The 22,623-nt window shown below is 58.1% G+C and carries 19 protein-coding genes and 1 pseudogene; 6 read left to right on the top strand and 14 right to left on the bottom strand.

Translation table 11 applies throughout. The features are described from left to right. Positions 1 to 237: 237 nt before the first annotated feature. Positions 238 to 822, bottom strand: a complete 585-nt coding sequence (locus tag Q0687_RS20980) for a BA14K family protein (protein WP_298880683.1) — start codon at positions 820 to 822, stop codon at positions 238 to 240. 247 nt (positions 823 to 1,069) lie between these two features. Between Q0687_RS20980 and Q0687_RS20985 the strand changes: the two genes are divergently transcribed. Beyond that, positions 1,070 to 1,477: an NADH:ubiquinone oxidoreductase subunit NDUFA12 gene (locus Q0687_RS20985; protein ID WP_298880685.1), complete on the top strand. Its 408-nt coding sequence runs from the start codon at positions 1,070 to 1,072 to the stop codon at positions 1,475 to 1,477. Positions 1,478 to 1,956: 479 nt separating this feature from the next. Here the strand turns inward: Q0687_RS20985 and Q0687_RS20990 are convergent, their stop codons facing one another. Next, positions 1,957 to 2,643, bottom strand: a complete 687-nt coding sequence (locus Q0687_RS20990) for a DJ-1/PfpI family protein (protein WP_298880688.1) — start codon at positions 2,641 to 2,643, stop codon at positions 1,957 to 1,959. Between the two features lie 91 nt (positions 2,644 to 2,734). Between Q0687_RS20990 and Q0687_RS20995 the strand changes: the two genes are divergently transcribed. Next, positions 2,735 to 3,673, top strand: coding sequence for a GlxA family transcriptional regulator (locus tag Q0687_RS20995; RefSeq protein ID WP_298880690.1), 939 nt, complete (start codon positions 2,735 to 2,737; stop codon positions 3,671 to 3,673). Between the two features lie 10 nt (positions 3,674 to 3,683). On the opposite strand, the gene bla is transcribed toward Q0687_RS20995, so the two are convergent. After that, positions 3,684 to 4,568: a class A beta-lactamase gene (gene bla / locus Q0687_RS21000; RefSeq protein WP_298880692.1), complete on the bottom strand. Its 885-nt coding sequence runs from the start codon at positions 4,566 to 4,568 to the stop codon at positions 3,684 to 3,686. A gap of 114 nt (positions 4,569 to 4,682) precedes the next feature. Between bla and Q0687_RS21005 the strand changes: the two genes are divergently transcribed. Further along, complete coding sequence (locus tag Q0687_RS21005) at positions 4,683 to 5,591, top strand: LysR family transcriptional regulator (RefSeq protein WP_298880695.1); 909 nt, start codon at positions 4,683 to 4,685, stop codon at positions 5,589 to 5,591. Between the two features lie 33 nt (positions 5,592 to 5,624). Here Q0687_RS21005 and Q0687_RS21010 read toward each other — a convergent pair whose 3' ends face one another. Next, positions 5,625 to 6,629 (bottom strand): Na+-dependent transporter, encoded by a 1,005-nt coding sequence (locus tag Q0687_RS21010; RefSeq protein WP_298880731.1) that lies wholly within the window; start codon positions 6,627 to 6,629, stop codon positions 5,625 to 5,627. Positions 6,630 to 6,642: 13 nt separating this feature from the next. Further along, complete coding sequence (locus Q0687_RS21015; RefSeq protein ID WP_298880697.1) at positions 6,643 to 7,590, bottom strand: alpha/beta hydrolase; 948 nt, start codon at positions 7,588 to 7,590, stop codon at positions 6,643 to 6,645. Between the two features lie 445 nt (positions 7,591 to 8,035). Between Q0687_RS21015 and Q0687_RS21020 the strand changes: the two genes are divergently transcribed. Further along, positions 8,036 to 9,583, top strand: a complete 1,548-nt coding sequence (locus Q0687_RS21020) for an AAA family ATPase (RefSeq protein ID WP_298880699.1) — start codon at positions 8,036 to 8,038, stop codon at positions 9,581 to 9,583. Positions 9,584 to 10,118: 535 nt separating this feature from the next. After that, positions 10,119 to 13,271: a hypothetical protein gene (locus Q0687_RS21025; protein WP_298880701.1), complete on the top strand. Its 3,153-nt coding sequence runs from the start codon at positions 10,119 to 10,121 to the stop codon at positions 13,269 to 13,271. A 207-nt stretch (positions 13,272 to 13,478) separates the two neighbouring features. On the opposite strand, the gene Q0687_RS21030 is transcribed toward Q0687_RS21025, so the two are convergent. The 9 genes from Q0687_RS21030 to Q0687_RS21070 form a co-directional block, all read right to left on the bottom strand. Continuing rightward, entirely contained in the window at positions 13,479 to 13,898 is a 420-nt protein-coding gene (locus Q0687_RS21030; protein WP_298880703.1) for a hypothetical protein, read from the bottom strand. After that, positions 13,879 to 14,223 carry a hypothetical protein gene (locus tag Q0687_RS21035; protein WP_298880705.1) on the bottom strand — a complete coding sequence of 115 codons (345 nt, stop codon included), beginning with the start codon at positions 14,221 to 14,223 and terminating at the stop codon, positions 13,879 to 13,881. The genes Q0687_RS21030 and Q0687_RS21035 overlap by 20 nt, the downstream gene beginning before the upstream one ends. Beyond that, positions 14,220 to 14,663: a hypothetical protein gene (locus tag Q0687_RS21040; protein ID WP_298880707.1), complete on the bottom strand. Its 444-nt coding sequence runs from the start codon at positions 14,661 to 14,663 to the stop codon at positions 14,220 to 14,222. The genes Q0687_RS21035 and Q0687_RS21040 overlap by 4 nt, the downstream gene beginning before the upstream one ends. A 300-nt stretch (positions 14,664 to 14,963) precedes the next feature. Beyond that, on the bottom strand, positions 14,964 to 15,128 hold the full coding sequence (locus Q0687_RS21045) for a hypothetical protein (protein WP_298880710.1): 165 nt from the start codon (positions 15,126 to 15,128) through the stop codon (positions 14,964 to 14,966). Positions 15,129 to 15,182: 54 nt separating this feature from the next. Then, positions 15,183 to 15,959 carry a hypothetical protein gene (locus Q0687_RS21050; protein WP_298880712.1) on the bottom strand — a complete coding sequence of 259 codons (777 nt, stop codon included), beginning with the start codon at positions 15,957 to 15,959 and terminating at the stop codon, positions 15,183 to 15,185. Positions 15,960 to 16,390: 431 nt separating this feature from the next. Then, entirely contained in the window at positions 16,391 to 17,128 is a 738-nt protein-coding gene (locus Q0687_RS21055; protein WP_298880714.1) for a DUF3800 domain-containing protein, read from the bottom strand. Between the two features lie 351 nt (positions 17,129 to 17,479). Next, positions 17,480 to 19,927 carry a DUF5906 domain-containing protein gene (locus tag Q0687_RS21060; RefSeq protein ID WP_298880716.1) on the bottom strand — a complete coding sequence of 816 codons (2,448 nt, stop codon included), beginning with the start codon at positions 19,925 to 19,927 and terminating at the stop codon, positions 17,480 to 17,482. 143 nt (positions 19,928 to 20,070) lie between these two features. Beyond that, positions 20,071 to 20,283: a helix-turn-helix domain-containing protein gene (locus Q0687_RS21065; RefSeq protein WP_298880718.1), complete on the bottom strand. Its 213-nt coding sequence runs from the start codon at positions 20,281 to 20,283 to the stop codon at positions 20,071 to 20,073. Positions 20,284 to 20,488: 205 nt separating this feature from the next. Further along, positions 20,489 to 21,832, bottom strand: a complete 1,344-nt coding sequence (locus tag Q0687_RS21070) for a tyrosine-type recombinase/integrase (RefSeq protein ID WP_363323971.1) — start codon at positions 21,830 to 21,832, stop codon at positions 20,489 to 20,491. 252 nt (positions 21,833 to 22,084) lie between these two features. Between Q0687_RS21070 and Q0687_RS21075 the strand changes: the two are divergent. Further along, positions 22,085 to 22,623 (top strand): annotated as a pseudogene (locus Q0687_RS21075) (DUF2155 domain-containing protein); the annotation flags it as partial.

A 22,623-nucleotide genomic window follows, 5' to 3' on the forward strand; every position in this document is an offset into this window, starting at 1 on the left:
GGAGCAATGCATAGCGCCCCTGCGAGTTCCTGACGTCTGCAGGTGAATTCCATCGGATTTCAATGACAGGTTGAGGCAAATGCGCGCGATCGGCGAAAGCTGTTTCGTGAGATTCTATTCGCCTGAGGCCTGCATGAGGAGACTGCAAGATCTACGGTGGTCGTCCTTGTTGCCCAACAAGACGGAGGGCGGCACCGATCATCGGCGCCGCCCTTGAATGATTGATGTCAGGTCGCGTTACGGGCAGGGATGGCGCAGGCCGTCATAGCCGAGATAGGTGCCGGACGCCGGGTCGTAGGACCGATAGCGCTGGGCGCAATAGGCCGACGAATCGCCACCGGAGTCGGGCACCACGGCGACGGACCCACCGTCGTCATAATAGCCGTTGTCATAGTAGGAATCGTCGTAATACGGGGCGCCGTAATAGGCATATGAGCCAAGGCCGCCGATCGCGGCCCCTGCCGCCAAGCCCGGCCAGAAGCCGCCACCGTGATGGTGGTGCCAACCGCCGTTCCAGTTGCCGCCGCCGCCGTGCCAGTTGCCGCCGCCATTCCAATGGCCGCCGGTCGCCGCGAAGGTGCGGTTACCGCCGTTGAAGGTGGCTCCGCCGCTCGGGCGCACCGCTGCGCCGGCCGCGAAATTGCCGCCGCCGCCACCGATCCGGGCGCCGCCAAAGTTGCCGCCGCCGAAGTGGCCGCCGCCACCACTGAAATGGCCGCCGCCACCGCCGAAATGACCGCCATGGCCCTGGGCGAAGCTCGGGGTCGCCACCGGAAGAAGCGCCAGGGATGCCGCGACGCTCAATACTTTCAGACTTGTCATGATCAAACTCCTTTCCCGGGAGCCAACCCCATCGAGATGTGCTGGTTCCTGGGATCACACTGGTTTGCGCATGAGGTGAACATTTCCACCTCGTCGCTGTACCCGGGATGAACGGATCGCGTCTGATTTGCGGCAGCCGTAGCGAGCCCCGGTCACCGCAATCGGGCTGGGCACCGTCGCGCCTGCCGAACTGGACATTTGGCCGTCCGGATGGCATCAGGACCCCACGAAGCAGGGCCCTTGCCGCATGAAACAATTCTTCCTGAAGCTCTTCACCTGGTGGAACGGCCAGACCTTTGGCACGCAACTCTGGACTTCCAGGTTCGGGGAGTTGGTCGGCCAGGACGAGCAGGGCAACCGCTACTACCGCACCGCCGGCGGCAAGATCGACCCGACACTCGGCTTCGAGCGGCGCTGGGTGATCTACAACGGCTATGCGGAAGCGAGCCGCATTCCGACGGGCTGGCACGGCTGGATGCATCACGTCGTCGATGTGCCGCCGACCGAGGAGAACTACCAGCCGCGCGAGTGGCAAAAGCCGCACCAACCGAACCCGACCGGCACGGCGAAAGCCTACCGGCCTCCGGGCTCGACGCTGGCGAGTGGCAAGCGCCCGAAGGCGACCGGCGACTACCAGCCCTGGACGCCTAGCTAGATCCTCTCAATCATCGGATTGGATGCACTCGCATCCGACTGATATCGCTGTGGACAACGGGATCAGCGGGGATGCCGGCCGACGGGCCGTTGCGTCTGTGCGAGCATTGCTGCTCAATAAGCCCATCTTACGGAGATGGGAGACCATCGCGTTCGGTTCGGGCAACAGTTCGCGACTGTCCCGAGATGCAGCGGCCGCCGAGGAAGGACTCGATCGGGAGATAGGCCCCCGGTCCGGAAGCTCCGACATCGCCCGATGAGAATGTGCGCCGCCGTGAGACAGGAAAGGCCGTTCGGGAAACCGAGCGGCCTTTTTCTGTTGGGGTTGCGTGTCCCGGACGCGCTGCAGCGTTCTTGCGCTGCTGCGCAGAGCCGGGACCCAGCAGGCCTTGCATTCGCGACGCATGGGCCCCGGCTCTGCAGCGCACCGCTGAAGAAGCGCTGCGCCGCGTCCGGAGCACGAGAGATGCTTGCCCGCAACTACATCATCCGCTCAGCCGCGCGCTTGGCAGCCTCCAGACGGCGTGCCTGGAATGGCGCGACCCGCTGCTTCATCAGCGCGAGCACCTCGGCGGGCGCGGTGTCCGGCGAGCCGGCATTGAAGGGCGGCGCGGGATTGTATTCGAGGCGGAGCTGAATGGCCTCAGCGGTGGTGCGATCGACCAGCAGGGACACCAGCTTCAGCGCGAAATCGATCCCCGCGGTGACGCCGCCGCCGGTGACGCGATTGCGATCGACGCAGACGCGCGTCTTCGTCGGCGTCGCACCGAACAGCGTCAGCATCTCCATTGCGCTCCAATGGGTCGCGGCGTTGTAGCCCTTCAACAGCCCGGCGGCGCCCAGCACCAGCGATCCCGTACAGACCGAGGTGACGAATCTAGCGCTCGCAGCCTGCTCGCGCACGAAGTCGAGGGTTTCCTCGTCGTTGAGGAGCGCGTCGGTGCCGAAGCCGCCGGGAACGCAGATCACGTCGAGTTGCGGGCAGTCGGCGAAGGTGACGGTCGGCGTCAGCTTCAGCACGGAATCGCTCGGCACCGGATCCAGCGTCTTCCAGATCAGGTGCACGTTTGCGCCGGGAACGGATGAAAACACCTGCAGCGGCCCGGTGAAGTCGAGCTGGGTGACGTGCGGAAACACCAGGAGACCGATCTGGAGCGGGGCCGACATGAGAACCTCCAAGGAAATGCTTGACGGACCCAAAATGGCATGATGGCATCCTGTCCAAAATGGCGTATTTCCCTCACTTTCGGACATCAACATGATCGGCATCCTGATCTTCCCGGATTTCCAGTTGCTCGACGCGGCCGGTCCCATCTCGGTGTTCGAGATCGCGGCACGCGCCAGCGGCAAGCCGCTGGCGCTACGCGTGCTGGCGCTGAACGCGGGCGCCGTGCGTTCGTCCTCCGGCGTCGAGATGATGGCGCGCGATTTCAAATCGGCGAACGCGATCACGACCCTGGTCGTGGCGGGTGGCGCGGGCGTGTCGGTTCCGGCGCGCTGTCCCACGACGCTCGCCTTTGTGCAGCGGCTGGCCAAAAGGGGCGTGCGGATCGCCAGCGTCTGCTCGGGCGCCTATGTGCTGGCCGAAGCCGGCCTGCTCGATGGCCGACGCGCCACCACCCATTGGGGCCGTACGCGCGAATTCGTCGCGCGCTATCCCAAGGTCAAGTTCGAGCCGGACCAGATCTTCACCCGTGACGGCAATGTCTGGACCTCGGCAGGCATCAGTGCCGGCATCGACCTCGCTCTCGCGATGGTCACCGAGGACCATGGCGAGGAGATCGCGCAGGCGACTGCGCGGCAGCTCGTGCTCTACCATCGCCGCAGCGGCGGCCAGTCGCAGTTCTCATCGCTGCTGGAATTGAAGACGCCGAACGGCCGCTTCGGTGCGCTGTTGTCGTGGGCGCGGGAAAATCTCGACGCGCCACTGACCGTGGAAAACCTCGCCGACCGCGCCGGCATGAGCGCGCGGCATTTCGCCCGCGCCTTTGCCGCAGAGACCGGCACGACGCCTTCCAAGGCGATCGAGCGCTTGCGGATCGAGGTCGCCCGCGAACGGGTGCAGTCCTCGCGCGAGGCGATCGAGCGCGTCGCGGAAGCGACGGGCTTTCGCGATCCCGAGCGCATGCGCCGTGCCTTCATCCGCGCCTTCGGCCAACCGCCGCAAGCGCTGCGGCGTGCAGCGCGGGCAGGGTAGGCGACGATCCTCAGCTGAAGCTCTTGGCGACCTCGCGTGCAACGGATGCGATCACATCATTGCGTCCGTTTGGATCGAGCGTGGAGCCCGTGAGGTAGACTGCGATGATGACAGGCGCACGTTCAGGCGGCCACACGATGGCCACATCATTGGTTGTGCCGCGTTCGCCCGCTCCGGTCTTGTCACCGACACGCCAGCCTTGCGGCAGGCCGGCGCGCAAGCGCGTATCGCCGGTCTTGTTTGCGATCAGCCATTTGCCGAGCTGATCGCGCCCTTCCGGCAGCAGAACATCGCCGAGAAGCAGGCGTCTGAAATTCGCGGCCATCTCGTTTGGCGTGGTCGTGTCGCGGGGATCGCCCGGCACGGCCTCGTTCAGCTCGGTTTCGATCCGATCCAGCCTTGTCATCCTGTCGCCGAGGCTTCGCGCAAAGCTGGTCAAGCCGGCGGGACCGCCAATGTTCTTCAGAAGTGCGTTGCCGGCCGTGTTGTCGCTCATGGTGATGGCAGCCTCGCAAAGTTCGCGAAGCGACATGCCATCGCCGCCGACATGTTTGCTCGTGACGGGCGAGTATTCGACGAGATCGGCCTGCTCGATCCGAACCCGCCGTTCAAGGCCTTCCAGCTTGCTGCCGACCTCTTTGAGGACGGCCGCCGCCGCAAGCACCTTGAATGTGCTGCACATGGGAAAGCGTTCACCTCCCCTGTGGTGGATGGGAATGCCCGTGGTGGTGTCGAGCACGGAGACGCCGAGCCGGCCTCCGCTCTTCAGTTCCAAATGTTCGATGGCTTCGACGACCGGTGCGGTTCCTGATGGCGTCGCGCCCGAAACATTCGGCAGGACAAGACTTCCCGCCACCGCAAGCGCAGATGAGCCGAATTGACGTCGTGTGAGCATCGAGACCTCCCGTAAATTGCGGGAGTTTTTTGCGTCGTGCTCCGGCAATTGACAAACGATGCTTCGTGAGGCCATCCATAAGTAAAACTTGGGTCGGACAAACCTGGATCAGACTTGGCCCGTCGCCCTGCCAATATTTCCAATCTGCCGCTGAACGCGCTGCGCTCATTCGAAGCAGCTGCGCGCCATCTCAGCTTCACCAAGGCCGGTCTCGAACTGCGGGTCTCGCAGGCCGCCGTGAGCCAGCAGGTGCGAACCCTGGAAGAGAGTCTGCGCGTCAAGCTTTTCAAGCGGCTGACCCGCGGGCTGGCTCTCACGGACGAAGGCGAGGCGCTGCAGCCTGTCATCTCGAGTGCCTTCGGCCAGATCAACCAGGTTCTTGATCGCTTCGAGAACGGCCGGATGCGTGAGAGTCTCGCGATCGGTGTGGTCGGCACGTTCGCCTCCGGCTGGCTGCTTCCGCGCCTCGGCAGTTTCACCGCGAGCCATCCGCACATTGACGTCAGGATCTTTGCGAACAATAACCGTGTTGACCTCGGCGGCGAGGGATTGGACTACGCCATTCGATTTGGCGACGGCGCCTGGCACGGAACCAATGCCGAGCCTCTGGTCGAGGCGCATTTCACGCCGATGTGCGCGCCTGACGTCGCCAAGCGCCTGAGAGATCCGGTCGATCTCCACAAGGAGGTGCTGTTGCGGTCGTATCGGCCGGGCGAGTGGGCGCACTGGTTCGAGGTGGCAAAATGCAGGCAGCCGCGGATGACCGGCCCGACCTTCGACTCGTCGGTCTCCCTGGCGCATGCGGCGGCACAAGGCGCCGGGGTCGCGCTATTGCCGGTCGTCTTGTTTGCGGACGATCTGGCGCGCAAACGGCTGGTTTGTCCCTATGACTTCAAGGTTTTCCTGGGATCCTACTGGCTCACATCGCTGAAATCCAAAAGGCTTACGCATGCGATGAAAGCGTTTCGCGACTGGATCTTGGCGGAGTGCAGGAAAAAGAGATCGCGCAATCCGCGAGGCTGACGGGGATGCCGCGGCCTCCAGCAAGACGAGGCCTTACGTGACGCTCCCTGGCGCCGCCGCGACGCTGCTTCGGCGCGCCACCAGCCGCCGCGCGATCGGCGTCAGCAAGTACGGCGACAGGTGGATCGGAAACTGCGTCATCGCGAAATAGAGCCAGGTCGTGGCCGGCAGCGCGCCTGATGTCGCGGCCAGCATCAGGCCGAGATTGCGCTGCGACACCATCAGTCCGAGCGCGAGTGCGCGCTCGTAGCCGATGCGGCGGAACAACAAGGTCGTCACGGTGAGCAGCGTGAAATAGATTGCGAAGGAGAGAGCTGCGAGGCTGACGGTGAAGAGCGGCTGCGCCAGCAGATCGCTCACGACATCGCCCATGATCGCGGACGCGAAGATGAAGAGGATGATGATGTTGAAGCCGTCGATCGGCTGCTTGTGACGCTGGATCGCCTCCGCGCCGAACAGCCGGCGAATGAGCAATGCAGCCAGCAGCGACGCTGCGAGGATGCCCGATAGTTTCAGGCCGAGCGTGAGCGGCGAGATGCTCAGCACTCCCTCGAGAAACAGACTTGCGAACAACGAGGCGGTGAAGGGCACGATCGCGGTTGCGGTCACCAGCGTGACCAGCACCAGCGTCGCATCGAGGCCCATCAGGGCGGCGAGCGCCGGAGAGGCCATCATCGGCGAGGCCGCGCTCTGCAGCATCAGCGCCAGTGACAGGCCGGGGGCGCGCTCGGTGAGCCCGGTCGCATGCGTGACCAGGCCAACGATCAGGGGCACGACGATCGTGGTCCAGGCGGTGGCCGTCGCCACCAGCGCCGGCCGGCGCAGATGACCGTAGAGTGCCACGAGGTCCATCCGCATGAAGGAGATGCAGAGCAGGACGAGGATCGCCTCGGTGAGGTACGGCCGCAGCAGCGCGCCGAGCGGCGGCACGGCTGCGGCGATGAACACGACAGCGGCGACCGCACGCGTGCCCTGGCTGCCGAGCCAACTCAGGCCGCGCAGCGGAAGGGTGAAGACAGTCCGAAGCGTGGACATCAGGATGGTGGCGCCCTCAGCCTAATGACTTCAGCCACGCGCCGATCTCGCTCACCGCGACATTGGCCTGTGGCAGCAATTTGCCCATGGTGAAGAAGCCGTGGAATTGGCCGGGGAAGTGTTTGTAGGTGACGGGCACGCCAGCCTGCTTCAGGCGCGCGGCGTATTCGTCGCCTTCGTCGCGCAGGGGATCGGCACCGGCGGTGAGCACATAGGCCGGCGGCAGGCCGGCAAGGTTTTCGGCGCGGGCCGGCGAGGCGCGCCAGTCATGGATATCTGCGGCGCCGTTGAGATAATGGTCGCGGAACCAGCGGATCACCGAATGCGTCAGCAGCACGCTGGTCTCGGGCTCGTTGTGCGAACCATGCGTCATGGCGAAATCGACGGCGGGATAGATCAGCACCTGGCCCGCAAGTTTTGGGCCATCGTCATCACGCGCGGCCAACGCGACGACCGCTGTGAGATTGCCGCCGGCGCTGTCGCCGCCGATCGAGAGGCGCGCGGGGTCTATTCCAAGTTGGCGTGCATTCCCGGCAACCCATTTGGTCGCGGCAATCGCATCGTCGGCGGCGGCGGGAAACTTGTGCTCGGGTGCGAGGCGGTAGTCGATCGAGATCACGATCAAGGCGCCCGCGTCGGCGAGCTGCCGGCAGGCCACGTCGTGGCTGTCGAGATCGCCGATCACCCAGCCGCCGCCATGGAAGAACACCAGCGCGGGCGCCAGCCCGTCCTTGAGCCGCGGGTGTTTCGGCACATAGAGGCGTGCCGCGATCGTGCCGTGCGGAGCCGGGATCGACAGCGGCGCGATGCGGGCGAGTTCAGGTGGTTCGGGGTTGGTGACCAGGCGGGCCTGGAGGTAATAGGCGCGCGCCTCCGCCGCGGTTAGCGTCTCGTAGGCGGGGCGGCCGGCCTCCTGGAAGGCCCGGTAGACGGCGGCAGCATCGGGATCGAGCACGACAGGCATGGGGACCCCTTGCGGTTCTGGTTATCGTTGGACTTCAGTTTCGGGGCGATGCCGCCTCGGCCCCAGGGAGAGGCCTCCGACTTATCCCATCCGTGGGCAGGTCTGGCCAGACGGGGGCCGGCAGGGCAGGGATGCCGCCCTTTCCGCCCGTCAATGCCAAAAATTCAATATTTTCAATGTTCGACGGTTTTCGCTCACCAATAGTGACTAACCACGCCTTAGGGCTAAGTCCGCGCTAAGCGACGAACCGATAGAGAATATCTGTTGTGGCACGCGGCCCCGTATGACCTGTCCTGAAAGTCAACTTCTGATAGCGTCCGGGTTCCCATCCCGATTCGCTTCCCCGCAGGCACAAATCCGATCATCCTGCACGGCTTCGCTTATTCCGCAAATTCAGTAGAGCTTTTCAATGCCAATAGCTTTGCATCTACCGGACGGTTCGCAGATGGACGTCGATCCGACGCATCAAATCATTTTAATTGGCCCTAATGGAGTAGGGAAGACCCGCTTCGCTGTAGACTTGGTGGGAAGGAACAATCCCCGTGCAGAGCGAATCTCGGCCAATCGCTTCATTGGGCTAGCAGCCCTGCCACGCCAAGCAGACAATGAACTGAAGTCAAACAGCCAAAACGCATTACAGCGGCAGCTATCTGAATATTGGGAGGTTCACAACGAATATACCTTCTTGATGTCCCAGATGCTTGAGGAAGATAAATCTGCCGCGCAGAAATATCGAAAAAAGCATCGCAATGGCGAAACGCTTCCCGATGAGCTAATCGAAACTCGCTTGGAGAAAATCACTTCTTTATGGCACCGCCTATTTCCTGGGCGTACGCTCAATCTAGACTATGAACCCACCGTCTTGAAGGACGGAGACTCCACTCCGTACGCAACTGCAAGGATGAGCGAAGGGGAGCGAACAGCGCTTTACTTGATTACTCGGCTAGCCAGCTCATCGCGCGAAATCATCCTTGTTGACGAACCTGAGATTCATTTTCATCCTCTCTTAGCTCGCCAGTTCTGGAATGAGATGGAGGCATTCAAGCAGAATGCGCTCTTCGTATACGTAACACACGACATTCCTTTCGCTCTCTCCCGCAAAAGCCCGACGATCTATGTAGTCAGGTCGCCCGGAACGTTCGATGCGATTAACGGCTCCGAGATTCCTAATGAAGCGATAAATGCAATTCTGGGAGCAGCATCCTTTTCAATATCTGCTAGCCGACTTGTATTTTGTGAGGGCGCCATCGGCGATACGGAACAAACGCTGCTCTCGGCTTGGTACAACTGTCCTAACACAGCCGTCATACCAGTTGGCGGCTGTGAACGTGTCCAACAGTGCGTTGCAGTATTCAACGCTAACCATGCTACGCGAAACATCACGGCTATTGGGCATTTGGATCGAGATGATTGGCCTGACGATATGCTCACTCGCAGTCCAATGATAAAGCCTCTGCCGGTCAACGAGATTGAAGGGCTCATTTGCTTTGAGCCGGTGTTCAAGGCCTTGGCGGTTTACTATGGCCACAGTGACGCTGACGCACGGTTTCAAAGTTTTCTTGAACTTGCCAGAAATTCGGTCAAGGGGTTTATCCTGAATAAACACGCGCTTAATCGAGCAAAACTTGTTCTTGAACTCAAACAGCAAGATATGCGCAATTCCGTCAAACCTGACTCGGACGAAGGCAAAATGAGAGCCGCTTATCTAGCTGGAGTTCCGACAACGGCAGATGCGGAAACGATCCTTAACAACGAAGTAACATCGTTGACAGCGGCGCTAGCATCGACCGATCTTTTGCTAAAATTTCCGGCCAAAACCTATCAGGGACCGTTTCCAGCGATCATGCAGGTCGCGTCGAAGAAAGCCTTCACGGACATCTGCGAGGTGTTGACAGCGTCCGATGAAGAATTGCAAAAAAATGAGGCGAAGAAGGTTCTCAAGGACTCTATAGTTGAAGCGCTGAAAGGCAGTTTTTTCGATCGACGGGTCTAGTTCGCCTGCTGCTCCTACCTTGCTCTTCCTACCGGAAAACGGTCGATTGTTTTGGTGAGCGGCAAGAAAGACGTCCTTCACTTCAATGAAACTGGCGGATGATGTTTCCGCCTCGCGAGCAAGCCGCTTAGGACGGCGCTTGCCATCGCATTTTGACCTTGAGCGGACATTTGTATCCAGCGATCAAGCAGGCTGGGGTTCACCGACGCTATCGCGTCGCATAGGCGTCTATTCAGCCGCGCTTACACAGAAATTCCGTTTGCCCTACGGCAAAACTTGCGATTGAATAAATCGGGAACGGGAGGATTTCAGTATGAGTATTTTGTGCGGTGCGGGTTAGCCGCAGGGCCCTTGGCGGCTGCGCGTCGACCGGTGAGTTGTTAACCTTCGAATCCTCGATGACAGGCAATGATGCGCAATGGGCAGCCGGCCCTTGTTCTCTCGCCAGAAGCATTCGCTCGTATTCGTTCGCCCGGCGGGGCGCCGACTTCAAGATCCCTAAATATGGATCGGCTCTGAGAAGCGAGGCATATTCATGCATTTCACAAGCATAATAGCTTTAGCGTTGATTTTTGTGAGCTCGCTTTCGGCTCTCGCTGGAGAGCAAGATGATAGTTTGGCGCTTGGCGTAGTCCTGAACCGTCGCGCGATGGAGGATGGAAGTAAGCAGGTCCTTTACAAATTCATGCGCCTTGAGGCGGCTCAAGATGCTTATCGCCGCGATAAAATCTCCGCGATGGCCTTGGTCGGCTATCCCCACTTGAGCAGGCGCGCACAACCAGAACGGATCGACCTTGCCCTTCAAGAATTTGGGACCGAAGAAAAATTTCTGCGTGGGTACTCCAAGGCTTTGGACCAAGAAATTCAAGGAATGAAATTTTCAGATCTTCCGATATCGTCTGTGACAAATTTGGCAGTCTCCGGCGTCGCTGCTTACGTGGGCGGCATTGGATCTTCCACACTCGCAAAACTCGCACAATCTCAGCTTGATACTATGCAGATTAGCACCGGTAAGCCGCTCGGCGACCCCGGAACTGAACTATTTTTTCAAGGTGGCCAACGGATCGTCCAAGCCATCAACAACGATCCAACACTCGGTGCGATAGCCCAACAAGATCTTGCGACTTACCTGCGCATATCAGACATCACCAAACTTCAAAACTCGACGGAGTATAAAACTTTCGAACTGGAAAGTGAAATTCAAGCCCTAAAGGCTGACCTCGATAATACTAAAGAAGTCAGCAACAGAAATGAGGTGGCGACACAAAAACAGATTCAAAGTGTTAGGTCATTTACAAAAGCAAAAATTGCTCAACTGAGCAGCCTTGTGGAAACGAATCTCGAAATCTCCAAGGAGATCCTGCAAAATCAAACAGAGACTCGCGCCCTTGAAGCGCAACGCGAGGCAAAGCGCCGCGAGCTGGAGGAAAAGAAGGCGCAACTTGCCGAGACGTTTAGGGCAGTCGATTTAAGTCTGACATTAGCACTCTATTTAGCCCGGCAGTCGCACCTGCCAAGTAGTCAAATCCAAGGAATTATTGCAGCACAAAAGCTTTCCAACACCTTTTATACTATGGCCACCAGCACCCTGGCTAACCCATTAGTCTACACCAATTTCATCATTGCGGTGGGAGTTATCGCCGTCGAATTGATCGACAGTCAAAGAGAGGTGACAGATCCAAATGCACCCGTAATGGAGGCGATCAAACTACTTGCGCAGCAGATTGACCGGCTACATGAGGATATGCTCGCTGCATTTACGAGAATGGGTGCTGTTGTTGATGTGGGCTTCGGACGGCAGGAGGCGCTGACGAAAGTCGTGATCGAACTTTTGAAAGGCCAAAACGCCGAACTCGAAAAAGTCCGGCTCGGGCTTGCCAAAGCCCAGGCCGAAAGTCGTGACCTTCTTGAAGCCTACAGTGAACGCGGCCGCCGCGGACAATGGTCAAGGTGCGTTAATCTCGAGCCGGAAGAAACCTCGGTGGCGAAGGACTGCGTCTTCAGTGCGTTTGATCTTGCAGCCTTCGGTTCGTGGGACCGCGCCAGCCGTGAACAATCGCTCGAGGCATTCTTCGTCGAGCAAACTGACTCTAGGCCTAGCTACATTGCCAATACGACGCAAATTAATCGTCATTTTTCAGAGTTTGCGCGAGACAAATTTGGTCGTGACTTCGAAACTCCGAATCCCCAAGCTTGGCTTTGGGGCGCAGGGCTTCTCAATCGCACTCTCTCCCAATTTCCTTCGCTCAGAGAAATGAACTTTCCCGCGCCGTTGGAAAATATCGTAGGCGCCGGTGCACAGACTCAGCGATTTTACCGCGAGGCGTTTGCCGAACCCCAAGCAGACGGTACGTACCGTATCGATGGCGGCCTCTTGCTAAAGCGATTTGACAACTACACGGCGGCCTCACTCCAACTAGCGGCGGCCATAGCAAAGACCCTCCCTAAACAGTATCCTTGGAAGAGTCCCGATCAACCCCTTCCGGGAGAAGTCATACCCGCTACACTCAACGAGCAAGAGAAAAACAATGCCCTCAACAGGCCAACATTTCCGGAATATCTTCGAAAAATTTATCCAGCCATTTTGAAACCACCCTCGCACCCGGATGCTCCTCAAGCGACTATGCCCGTCGAAAGACTCAGCGACGCCGGTCGTGGAATATTTCCGAGCGACCAGGAAGAGAGTCTACATCCGTTCGTCAAGTTTGCGGTAAAGCCTTGCTCACCGGATTTGAAGGTGACCAGAAGCAAGTATTTTGGCATGAGATTGCCGGACTTCGAGGCTGGTTTTGAGCGAGAATTGAACGCTATTAAAATAGGAAACAAGACGCTCGACAGGTCGGTTCTGTCGCTCGTCCCAAGAGAAGCACTTTGGCTCGAAATCATTGATCACTCTCGATTCGAAATCTTCGCCTGTGTTGCTGAGTACAGCGGTCAAGTCGAGCTCGCGCTCCCCGCGGGGCCGGGGGCCCCGTATAATAAGGTCCCAGATAATATTTGGTTTTATCGCTACGGGATGAAGCTCGCATTTTCGCTTGCGGACAAAACGACGAATAGCGTTTGGGATGTCGGTTCGGCGACGATGCAAACTGTCACCGAATTCAGGCATACAATTCAGCATCCGACAATGCAGCCGGATGCATGGAGTGACGTTACGTTCAGAAATTTCCCCGCCCACTTTTGGGAGGGAGTGAACGAAGAAACTTACAAATTCGGTGGAGTGCGTGGATCCCTCGATTTCTTTTTCAAGCCGTCACGCAGCGCCGAAGCCGAGGCGAATCTGGTCAAACTGCAGCAGCTGATTGGTTCACTCCGGCCGCAGGCCGAAGAAAACGCGATGAAGTTCCTCACAAGCGGCGAAACAGCAACTGCGTTCCTCTCAGGCCAGAATGACTTTGCAGCCCTTAAATCGCTGCGGGCCTTCGACTACACCCGTAGCCCCGAGGTAGAGGCGATGTTCGCCATTCTGGACGCGCCCCTCACCGTGCTACCGCCGGAAAGAATTCGCAGCGCGATGCTAGACGGCACATCCTTTGAGCAAATGCGAGAGCAGATCGAAGAAAAGGCGTTCGCGTACAAGAAGAGAGTTAGTGAGCTCAGTGGTAGAACAATTCCTATATGCGTCACACCCGTGGATCAGGTACTGACCAGTTTATCATATCTAGCGACGGATGTGAGGAGGCAATAGTTCAGCAAGAAGCTCGTCGGCCTGGAGTCTACAAAGGCGATCGATTATCGGCGCTGAAACCGCTCTATCCGCGCAGTAGCCATATAAACTGCCGTGGTAAGACCGTTTGGCGAGTGCGTGAACCATTGCAATCATCATCGCAATCAATTCAGCAGCTTAGATGTAGACCACGGAGGAGGGCGCGTCCGCTGTCCTGAGCCTTCGATTCTACTGCCGTTGTAGCCACGCTTCGCGGAATTCTGCGAATTCGATCGGATGGGCCTCGCGAACCCGCGCACAGAAATAGGCGGCCTCTCCATGAGCCTCGCTCTCCCTACCGCTCGCGCAGCGAAGGGTCGCGCGCACCAAATCGAAAATATCCGATGAATTGGGGAACAGCTTGTAGAAGCGACGACCTTCGCTCCTGAAATTGGCGGGCCGTTCACGGTGAAGCCACGCCATCAAATCAATCAATGCTAGGCCGTCCAGATGTAGCCGTCCATCTGCAACGTGAATTGCGCCAAACGTCGCATCAAACGTTTCAACGTTGATCGCGTCACGGTTCGGCTTTCCTCTTTCAATATCATCGATTTTGCCGTTGATTATGGTGACGGTCAGCTTGGGCTTTTCAACGAAATACTGCGTCATTGAGATACTCCATCCATTTGCGGGCCGCGTCATCATCAGAGTCCGTCTTGATTATCGAAGGCGTTTCGCCGAACAACGGCTTGCCGATCCGTTCCGGTAGTCGCGGGCCATAACCGCGAAGTATCATTGCGTAGGCATTACCCGCATCACCGTCTGCATCGATGTCGTTTCGCGCGATGAATGCCGACAGGCCGTCGCAATAGCGGTCATATCGAGCCCGATCATCCTCGTTGAGCGTTTCAAGCTTAGCGGCCACACTGTGCGCGGGCTTTACAACCGCCAGCAATACCGCAAGCTGTTTCTTGATTGATGCTATTGTTGTCACTTGCTCGATTGCTGCTTAATTATCAGCGCGGTTAACTCTTCAACCTGACACTGAATGTCGTCGATATTTGCGATGTTTTTGAGCTTCTCCATCGCAATTGCGATTGCCTTCGTCTCATCTGCGCTCAACGTACCGTCGATGAACGCTTGCTTGATCGTTTCCGGTTCAGCATCGTCCAATTCAACGGTGCGCGCCGGAGGCAGGCAGTAGCGGAGGATCAATTCCATTGCTTTCCAGTGTGACGGGCTTTCCTTATCGTTGAGCGCATCGCGCAACTTATTGATTGCTTCGGGCCCCATCGCTTTGATGCTGGCAAGCATTTCAGATGACAGCTTGTTGCGTGATCCGCGCGGGCGCCCCGATGTTGTCAGCCAACGTCCATTGGCGTCACGGTCGCTTGATTTAGGGGCTTCTAGCGTCGGGACATTGACCATCTTCAAACCCAAATCACTCCGATATTGTGGGACGAGCACCATCTCACAACGTCGGCCGTCGGCGTAAGCCAGTCATTCCCAACGCGCGTTGGCGCAGGCAGTCCATAAAGCTTTACCCACAGATGAATAACGCCGCGCGACCGTCCGAACGCGTTCCGCAGACTTGCGGCATCGATCTTCGGCGCAGTCGGCAAAACGACGCTGTGCGGGAAGTGTGGACGGGGGCCGGGCATCAGTATTAGTCTTTCGATCGAGCCTAGGCGTGCGGTCGGACGCACGCTTAGGCCTGAATCGGCATCGTTCGCGCTACGCTGGTTCATTCTTGTTAGGGGATGCGACGGCAATCAATGATCGCATGTGATCAGCGTGAAGTTTAAGCCTTGCTTCATCGCCGTACTTCTGCAGCAATTCCCGCATGTAGTTTATATGCGAAATGCCGGCTTCGCGGTGTTGTTCGTTTGTCGTCGCCATGTTGGTGGTTCCTCTATTGTTGGACGATTGAGAGCCGGCCCGACCGTTAGCCGATCAAGTTGCGGCAGCACCGCTCACAAGAAGGTTGTAGGCCTCATCACGTTTCAGATCAGTGCAAATCGCGACGAGATCGATAACGTTGCACATCATCGCGTTCACGTGGGTGACCGCATCGGAGCGCGCATTCAGCCTGTCGAGGGCAGCGCGAGAGGCCGCCGTGGCTGCTTCGATATTTGGCCCTGTTTTAAGGGGATCGATGTGGTCGGGGTGCAAAGGCCAGTCGCTTTGCAATCCGGTGCGTTCAATGTGCCTTTTGATCACGTACTTCTCGGTGATCATTGTTTGCATCTCGGCCGGCACCTCGTGGTAGGCTTCGGTCTCAATCAGTGCGGCAAGGCCTTCCGTCGACAGACCATCGATCAGCGCGCCCTTATCACCAATTCCCTTGGCGGCGTCCCATCGGGCCAACGCTCTTTGCCTAATATGACCGGTGGCGGGGGTCGCGGGGTCAATGCTGAGTGCGGTGGCGTGGGCTGCGGCAATCTGCTGGTGTTCCTTACGGCCGTCGCTCTGAGCGGCCTGAAAGGCCTTGCTGAGTACGTTCCGCGATGCCGCTCTCAATTGCTCGGCACGAGCCGTTGCCTTGAATTGGTCATCTACAACGCCGACGTTGCCGGCGAAGTCGTCCAGCCGTGCCACGAGATTGGCAACTGCCTTGGCAAGGGTCGTTCCCGGTTCAAGCGACGGCGCGTGCACAACGAGGGTGCGACCATCCTCGTGATTAAGCGTATAGGCAATTCCTCGCCCGGTGTCGGAGCGCCTAATTTTCATGAGCACAATTCCTTTCTCTGAACGTGCGGCGCTTATCGCCGTTGTGAACGTGTCCAGAGATAACCGAGTAGCCAAAATGCTGACAAGACGACGCGTCGGAGCAGCGCAAGGCGACGCTACAACGATCATTGATAAGAGTTTCGAATTGAGTTGCGACGGTCCGTAGCGCAATTGCGATGGAGCGTTGTTCCGTCGCGATGGTCCATGGCGCTATCGATAAGAGTTTCGAATTGAGTTGCGATGATCGGGGACGAGGAAGCCGTTCAACTTGTCCACAGCGGAATTTGGTCACCGCATATGCGCCGGTTGGCTAATGATCGTGGTGAGTGCGGGGATCATCGCAATCACCATCGCAATTATCTCAGATATTTAGAACCAGACCATAGCGGATGAAGCATCCGCCTAGTTGGTGCGCGGGCTTGCGGGCCGTTCTATCGCGAAAATCTAATTGCTTGCTCGTGCAAGCTATCGAGGCTGTCTCGAACGAGGACAATCTTGTAGATGTTGCCGCGGTAACTCGCTTCCGACTTGGTCGGCCCCTTCGGCGCTCCGATCGGCTTCTGTCCGACCTCCGCGCCCCATGCCGAGTAAGCGAACAAATCAGCCGCAGCGAGAGGCAAACAAGTCTTGTCGGCGAAGCTAAGTCCCGACAGCGCGCGGTGCTGGCCATTCCGGTTGGCGGCCCAATTGTAGATTCGGGCAGCGTCTTCGCGATTGTTGTGGCCGTCTTCGAGTACGACCTTCATCGTGGGTTCTTGCATAACCGGTAGGTGACCGATGGTATCGATGGTTTGCGAGAGGCAAGCCCTAAATAGTATTCCGTATTCGGAGTCCTTGCGCGTTCCCTTAGGCCACGTGAGGTTGCTGTAGTAGTCGTAGTCGTCTCGATAGATGAAGGCCGCGACGCCGCTGAGCATTGTTTCGTTGATGATGTGCTGGAATTCGTCGAGGAACGCGATCTTCCTGTCGACCGACCAGCCCTTGAAGTCCGCCTTTGTGCGGCGGACATCGATTGTATGAAAGGTGCCGACCTTGTAGCGTGCGAAGAGCTTGCCAACGCGCTTCTCGAACTTTGACCATTGGCGCTTGTCACCAACGAAGCCCGCCATCGCGGCAATAGGGGAGTCGTCGTGCGTTCCGCTCTCGTCGAAGTAGGCCGTAAGCTTCATGACTATGCAGCCCCCCGCGCACGCGCAAATTGCTTGTTTGAGAAAGGCGCTGCAATGCTGTGAACACGCTACGACTCGGGGAAAATCATAGCGTCGATTTTGGCCTTATTTCGCAGCGGGTTCTTATATGCCGCTATAATCGCTATGATACTTCTAATGTTGAGATGAAGAAGAATAGAGAGCACGCCCATAATTTCCATATTTCCGGACCATGCTGCCGTCCTACTGTGGAGCAGGGCAAGGAAGAAACGCAGCGATCATAGCGATCACAGAAATGCGTGTACTGTCAGTGGCTTACAGGCGTTGTGATCGGCGCTGTGATGGTCTTCGATTGTACAGAAATTATAGCGATCATCCATAACCTTGGGCGCGTCCATAATCGCTCACATCGGCATCTTTGTTGACACTCCACAAAACGCCCCGCTTGTTCGGCTCGCGCGGATCATCCTGAAGGAAGCCGCGCCCAGCCTGCCCGCGATGATGATAGCCGAGACTGCCGATTGCCGTGCCAAGCGTGCGTGCTGCAACTGGTTTGGTCCCGCGCTCGCGAAGAAGCCGGGCCACAGCGGCCGTGCTAATCCAACCGGCCCGGAACCCCGGCAATGCATCGTCTACGGCATCTGCGATTAGCTGTTCTAGCCAGCCGCGACTTTCGATCAGCGCCTCTGCTGTACTAGTCGTCCTGGGGGCGCGCATCGGTATAGCACCGCATTCGATCGGGTAGCTGAGCAAGTAGTTCGCGACGATCTTTAAGCCGGTCTTATGCCCACCATTCTGCTCGTTGCCCAGCCAACCATAGAGACCATTAAAATAGTCGTCGTTCATCCCGCGCGACGTGAGGTCATCCACCGATTGAAGAGGGCTGTAGAATATCGCGAAACGCCGTCCATTCGCATGAATTGGGATCGCATCCTTATGATTGCTAAAGAACAGCCAATTGCCCGGCGTATCACCCATCTTTTGATTGACCGTCTTAGCTTCGATTTCAAGTTCTGTTTCGGTGATGAACGGTTTGAGCGTTTCGACCATATCGCGTTTCTCGTCGGTCTTGATTTCATCGACCAAGAAGAAAAGCTTGCCTTCCATCCACCCGTTGAATTTGCTGCCGCTATCGTTGAGCTGTTTCGCCTTCGGCTGGTAAAAGTATTGCGTATCGATAACGTGACGCATTACCTGCTTGAAGACGTTCTTTCCGATGCCTTCCGTCGATTGGATCAGCGGCGACCACGGGATTTTATGTCCCGGAAACCGTGCGTTGTGGGCGAGAAATTCGATCAATATGCGTTGGTCGTGGATATCTGGCAGCACTAAAGCAACATGCCGCAAGAACGGCATTGCATCGCCATCCATCCGTTCAACAGTTGCCGGAATGTAGGTGTTGACATAGGTGCGAGATAGCCCATCGGTGATGATCTGGCCTGCTATTTGTCGCGGTCTAAAGCATGTTCCGTCAACTGTTGGAATTCGCCATAATCGCGAGTTGGTCGCGGCTTCCCAAGCCTTGTTGACCGTCTTGCCCAATCCATCGACAACGAAATTCTTACCGCCGTATGTGCTGTTGAAGCTGCCAACGTCGTAACGAATACCACGGGGGCCAAAGATCGTGTTCTCCGGACCGATCAACACACAGTCTTTGAACCATTCGCGCTGCTCGCTATCGGTCAGCAATTCGCCCGTGGGTACGGGGATTTGTCGCGGTGCCTGCGATTGTTCATGCGGCATCGGCGATGGATCAAACTTGCGTTGCTCTTCCGCTAGCTTCTCACCGAACAAGCGCAGCGCGTGCAGATTGCCATTGCGACGTTCCAAGCTGGGCCAGCCGACTTCAGTCGATCGTAAGCTGTTCCAATTCTTTCTAAGATATGCGTCCGATGGCGTGCCTTGGCCCTCAACGACATATTGGGAACACCACCGCGCCCAAACCCCATAAAGCTGTTGTTCAGGAGCGAAATTCCATGCTGCCTGCTTCCATGCGGCTGTAAATCCAACCCATGCATCGCGATCCAAATCGTTGGGGTTCGTTTCGGCGAGTGCGCGCAAACACCAATCCCATCCGGGCGCCTGCATCTTCGGTTCGCCTAGTTCGTATCGCTCGCCCGTGCCGTCGATCACGTTGACGTCGTGTAATGCCGCTTCTAACGCCCCCGGATCAATCGGCTTGTTGTAGTTGGTCAATGCCCAACACGTTACAAGATGCGGCGCGTCCTGGTTCTTCGCATGGATCGTTCCCGGTAGCCGCAGCACGCGCGCCGGATCGACAACACGTTTATCGCCGTCAAACACCGTCCGCAACTTTCGTTGCAGTAGCGTGAAGCGGTCGCGGTCGTCATGCTGTTGCGTTTGCCAATAGACATGCAGCTTCCCCGGCGACGATTGTACAGCGAATGACGGAGGAGGGTTGAATTGCGTGGCTCGCTCATAGTTATGTTGCGCGCTAAGACTGTCCAAATCAACGGCCTGACAACGTATAGTTTTGACGTTGGTGATTTCACGCCCTAACCCGTCCATTTCGTTGATCGCAACGAACACGCCGTAGCCCTGAGAATTTAACGTGCATAGTTCTTGCCAAAGTTGCCGAAGCGTTCCACGGCGAGGAATAGCGGCAATGTCTTTTTTAATGTCGTGGATTGCCCTCGCGTCGATGATCGTCGCGTGTGGATCGCCTTGAACGAGTGCTGCGACGTAGGCGGCGGCTTGCTCATAGCTTTGCAGCAGGGGGCCGCTATCGAATGCGCGCAGGGTAATACCGGCTAGCGGCGCGCAACTGTTGAGATGCGACGCGTGGTCGTGTATAGTCATTCCGCTTTCCTAGAAGCAAAGAGTTAGCTTGAGGCCGCGCCAAGGCCGCAACTTGGCGGGGCCTATTTCTTTTGTGCGGCGGATGAGCGTTCCGCCCTTTTCTTTGAAGCAATTCAGACAACTGGCGCCGATTGACCAGACGCCTAGCCGTCTGCTGTGGCGAGGGCCGCTTTGCGCCGGTTCGCGATATAGTTCTCGATGTCGCTGGCGAGATAGCCAACGCGACGCGGGCCTAGAGGGATCTTAGGAGGGAAGCCGTGGCCTGCTTTGGCGTAGCGGCGCAGCGTGGGCGCTGAGATCGTGAGGCGCTGGCAAACCTGATCGGTGGTCAGGATAGTCGTGTTATCTTGGGACATGAGCCGGGTCCTGCTTGGAATTGATGGCATTGCAGGGCATCCACCCACGCACGCTGCGTCTTCACCGCAACTCAGGCCATCCGACCCTTACGCCGCTGTCATCCGACTGCGCGACCAGCTAAGCACTCTCATATTCGCTAACGCTGCGTCAAAAAGAAAAAGCCCGCGAACGGGCTTCTTCCTGGGATTATACACAAGCAGCCTTTCAGGCGATCAGCTTCTCCCATTTCACTTTGTACGTTGGTGCTTCCGTTAGGAGATAATCGCACCATTGTTGCATTAGATCGCGGCGACGGTCGAATGCGTTGCCCCGACGATAGGCCCGCTTCGTCTTATTTTTGATGGCGTGCGCAAGGGCCATATCGGTGATCACGTCCGGATGCAGAGTTGTATCTTCCGCCCAATCTTGGAACGTCGATCTAAAGCCGTGTACCGTGAGGCCTTCGCGCATTCCGCATAGCATCTCCAACATGCTCATATGGCCTAGCGGCTTGCCCCGCTTCATACCGGGAAATATGTAGGGGTTGTCATCGATCGTTGGCAGCGCACGCAACAGCTGAACAGCGGCATCCGACAAAGGGACGCGGTGTTCAACGCCCGCTTTCATACGTTCGGCGGGGATGGTCCACGTTGCATTGTCTAGATCGAATTCGGCTCGCTTCGCATTCAGTGTTTCATTCGTGCGTGTTGCGCAGAGAATTGTCAGCATCAATGCCTTTGCGCTGTAGTCGGGTTTTTCGCGCAATTCGATTATAAACGCGGGGGCGTCCTTCCAATCCATTGCGGTGAAGTGTCCTTTCGATTGTTTCCCGTTCAACCAATGTTCAAGGTGATCCTTCCATTGCGCCGGGTTGTGATGGTTTATCCAAATCTCTCGCGTGTCCGGGTTCGTTATCCCTTTCGCCTTGGCTGCGCCGATAACCGTTTCAATTCTCATACGCACTCGCGATGCAGTTTCGCGAGCGCCAGTCCAAAGTGTGCCTTTCTTTCCTGCGCGCTCATGATCCTGTCGCAAGACCTTCAATACGTCTTCGGTAGTGATCTCGTGTGGGAGTAACTTGCCGATGATCGGATATGCATAGGTTTCCAGCGTGTTCTCCCACTGCTGGTGGTGCTTGGCATTTTTCCAACCATCCTTGTGTTGAGCGATGTAGTCGCGCGCGACTTCCTCGAATGTATCGATGGCAACTCGTTTGACGGTCCTGGCCGCCGTAGCGGTTGCGGCGGCGTTCGCGTCTCGCTCGGCCAACGGGTCGCGGCCTGTCTTGATCAGTTTGCGGAGTTCCGCGGCCTGCCATTCGAGGGCCTTTAGCCCGGCTGCATCGATCGGCTGGTACGGCTGCAAGGTCATCAGTCGCCGCCGACCGCCTAACGTGGAATAGCGGAGCGCCCAGAAGGCTGAACCGCTTTTGGCGACCGCGAGGCATAGCCCGCGTTCGTGCGCCCACATGCCCGGCTGAGCGGCCTGGACAAGGGTTTGAATGGTTTTGAGGGTGAGACCTTTTTTGGGGCTTGCTGGCTGGTGTCGATGGGGGTTTGGTGCGTGCACCGCTGGCGACCTCGCTGGTTAATCGCCACGCTAGACACTCACCTTTCCGAGTTCACCACTGCTCTTTGCCCCTGTTTCTTCATGATCGCTCATGATCGTCTAAACTTGGGGATAATGAAACGAGCTCAAAGAGTTAAGTGCGGTCGTGATCGCTAGTGACTCCGCGTGACGCCACCAAGCTACGGCCGCCCTTTCCCCGCCGTATTCGCCGTGTTAACCGGTTGGCCTGCGAGCGGCGGTATCCCCTGTAGAATGTCCAACAAGCCCGATTCGCTGTTGAAGCCGCGCGAGATGTTCAAAACCTTTACCCTGACAGGCCTTGCGGCGCTGCTGGCTGCCACCGCGCTGACGGTTGCAACGCCGGTCCAGGCGCAGATCGGCACGATTTTCTCCGATCCGCCGCCGCTGCGGCCGCCGGGGACGATTCCCCGTGGCGGCCAGCCGCAACCGGCGCCGACCCCTGACGACGACGAAGAGGTGCCCGAGCTGCCGCCGCAGGGCCGCGTGCTGCCGTCGCGCCCGATGCCGCGCCAGGGCAATGCGCTGCCGGGACCCGTCGAAACCCAGCCGCTGGCGCCGCCGCCGGGTAGCACTGTCGCTCCGCAGAACCAGCCGCCTGCCGTAGCGGTTGCACCCCCGGGCGGGCCTGCCCAGCCGGGCGCAGCTCCTGGCCAGCGCCAGCCGCAGCAGAAGGGCGGGACGCAGCAGGGCGCCGTGCCGCAGGCACCCGCAAGCTTGCAGCCGGGCGACGAGGTCGTCACCGAGCCGCCGGCGCAGAAGATCGTGAACAA

This window comes from uncultured Bradyrhizobium sp. (genome assembly GCF_936928535.1).
Taxonomy (GTDB): Bacteria; Pseudomonadota; Alphaproteobacteria; order Rhizobiales; family Xanthobacteraceae; genus Bradyrhizobium.

What these genes read in the sequence shown, in the direction of transcription:
- Q0687_RS20980 (WP_298880683.1), bottom strand. Translation starts at nt 822, where the DNA reads ATGACAAGTCTGAAAGTATTGAGCGTCGCGGCATCCCTGGCGCTTCTT.
- Q0687_RS20985 (WP_298880685.1), top strand. Translation starts at nt 1,070, where the DNA reads ATGAAACAATTCTTCCTGAAGCTCTTCACCTGGTGGAACGGCCAGACC.
- Q0687_RS20990 (WP_298880688.1), bottom strand. Translation starts at nt 2,643, where the DNA reads ATGTCGGCCCCGCTCCAGATCGGTCTCCTGGTGTTTCCGCACGTCACC.
- Q0687_RS20995 (WP_298880690.1), top strand. Translation starts at nt 2,735, where the DNA reads ATGATCGGCATCCTGATCTTCCCGGATTTCCAGTTGCTCGACGCGGCC.
- bla (WP_298880692.1), bottom strand. Translation starts at nt 4,568, where the DNA reads ATGCTCACACGACGTCAATTCGGCTCATCTGCGCTTGCGGTGGCGGGA.
- Q0687_RS21015 (WP_298880697.1), bottom strand. Translation starts at nt 7,590, where the DNA reads ATGCCTGTCGTGCTCGATCCCGATGCTGCCGCCGTCTACCGGGCCTTC.
- Q0687_RS21020 (WP_298880699.1), top strand. Translation starts at nt 8,036, where the DNA reads ATGGACGTCGATCCGACGCATCAAATCATTTTAATTGGCCCTAATGGA.
- Q0687_RS21025 (WP_298880701.1), top strand. Translation starts at nt 10,119, where the DNA reads ATGCATTTCACAAGCATAATAGCTTTAGCGTTGATTTTTGTGAGCTCG.
- Q0687_RS21030 (WP_298880703.1), bottom strand. Translation starts at nt 13,898, where the DNA reads ATGACGCAGTATTTCGTTGAAAAGCCCAAGCTGACCGTCACCATAATC.
- Q0687_RS21045 (WP_298880710.1), bottom strand. Translation starts at nt 15,128, where the DNA reads ATGGCGACGACAAACGAACAACACCGCGAAGCCGGCATTTCGCATATA.
- Q0687_RS21050 (WP_298880712.1), bottom strand. Translation starts at nt 15,959, where the DNA reads ATGAAAATTAGGCGCTCCGACACCGGGCGAGGAATTGCCTATACGCTT.
- Q0687_RS21055 (WP_298880714.1), bottom strand. Translation starts at nt 17,128, where the DNA reads ATGAAGCTTACGGCCTACTTCGACGAGAGCGGAACGCACGACGACTCC.
- Q0687_RS21060 (WP_298880716.1), bottom strand. Translation starts at nt 19,927, where the DNA reads ATGACTATACACGACCACGCGTCGCATCTCAACAGTTGCGCGCCGCTA.
- Q0687_RS21065 (WP_298880718.1), bottom strand. Translation starts at nt 20,283, where the DNA reads ATGTCCCAAGATAACACGACTATCCTGACCACCGATCAGGTTTGCCAG.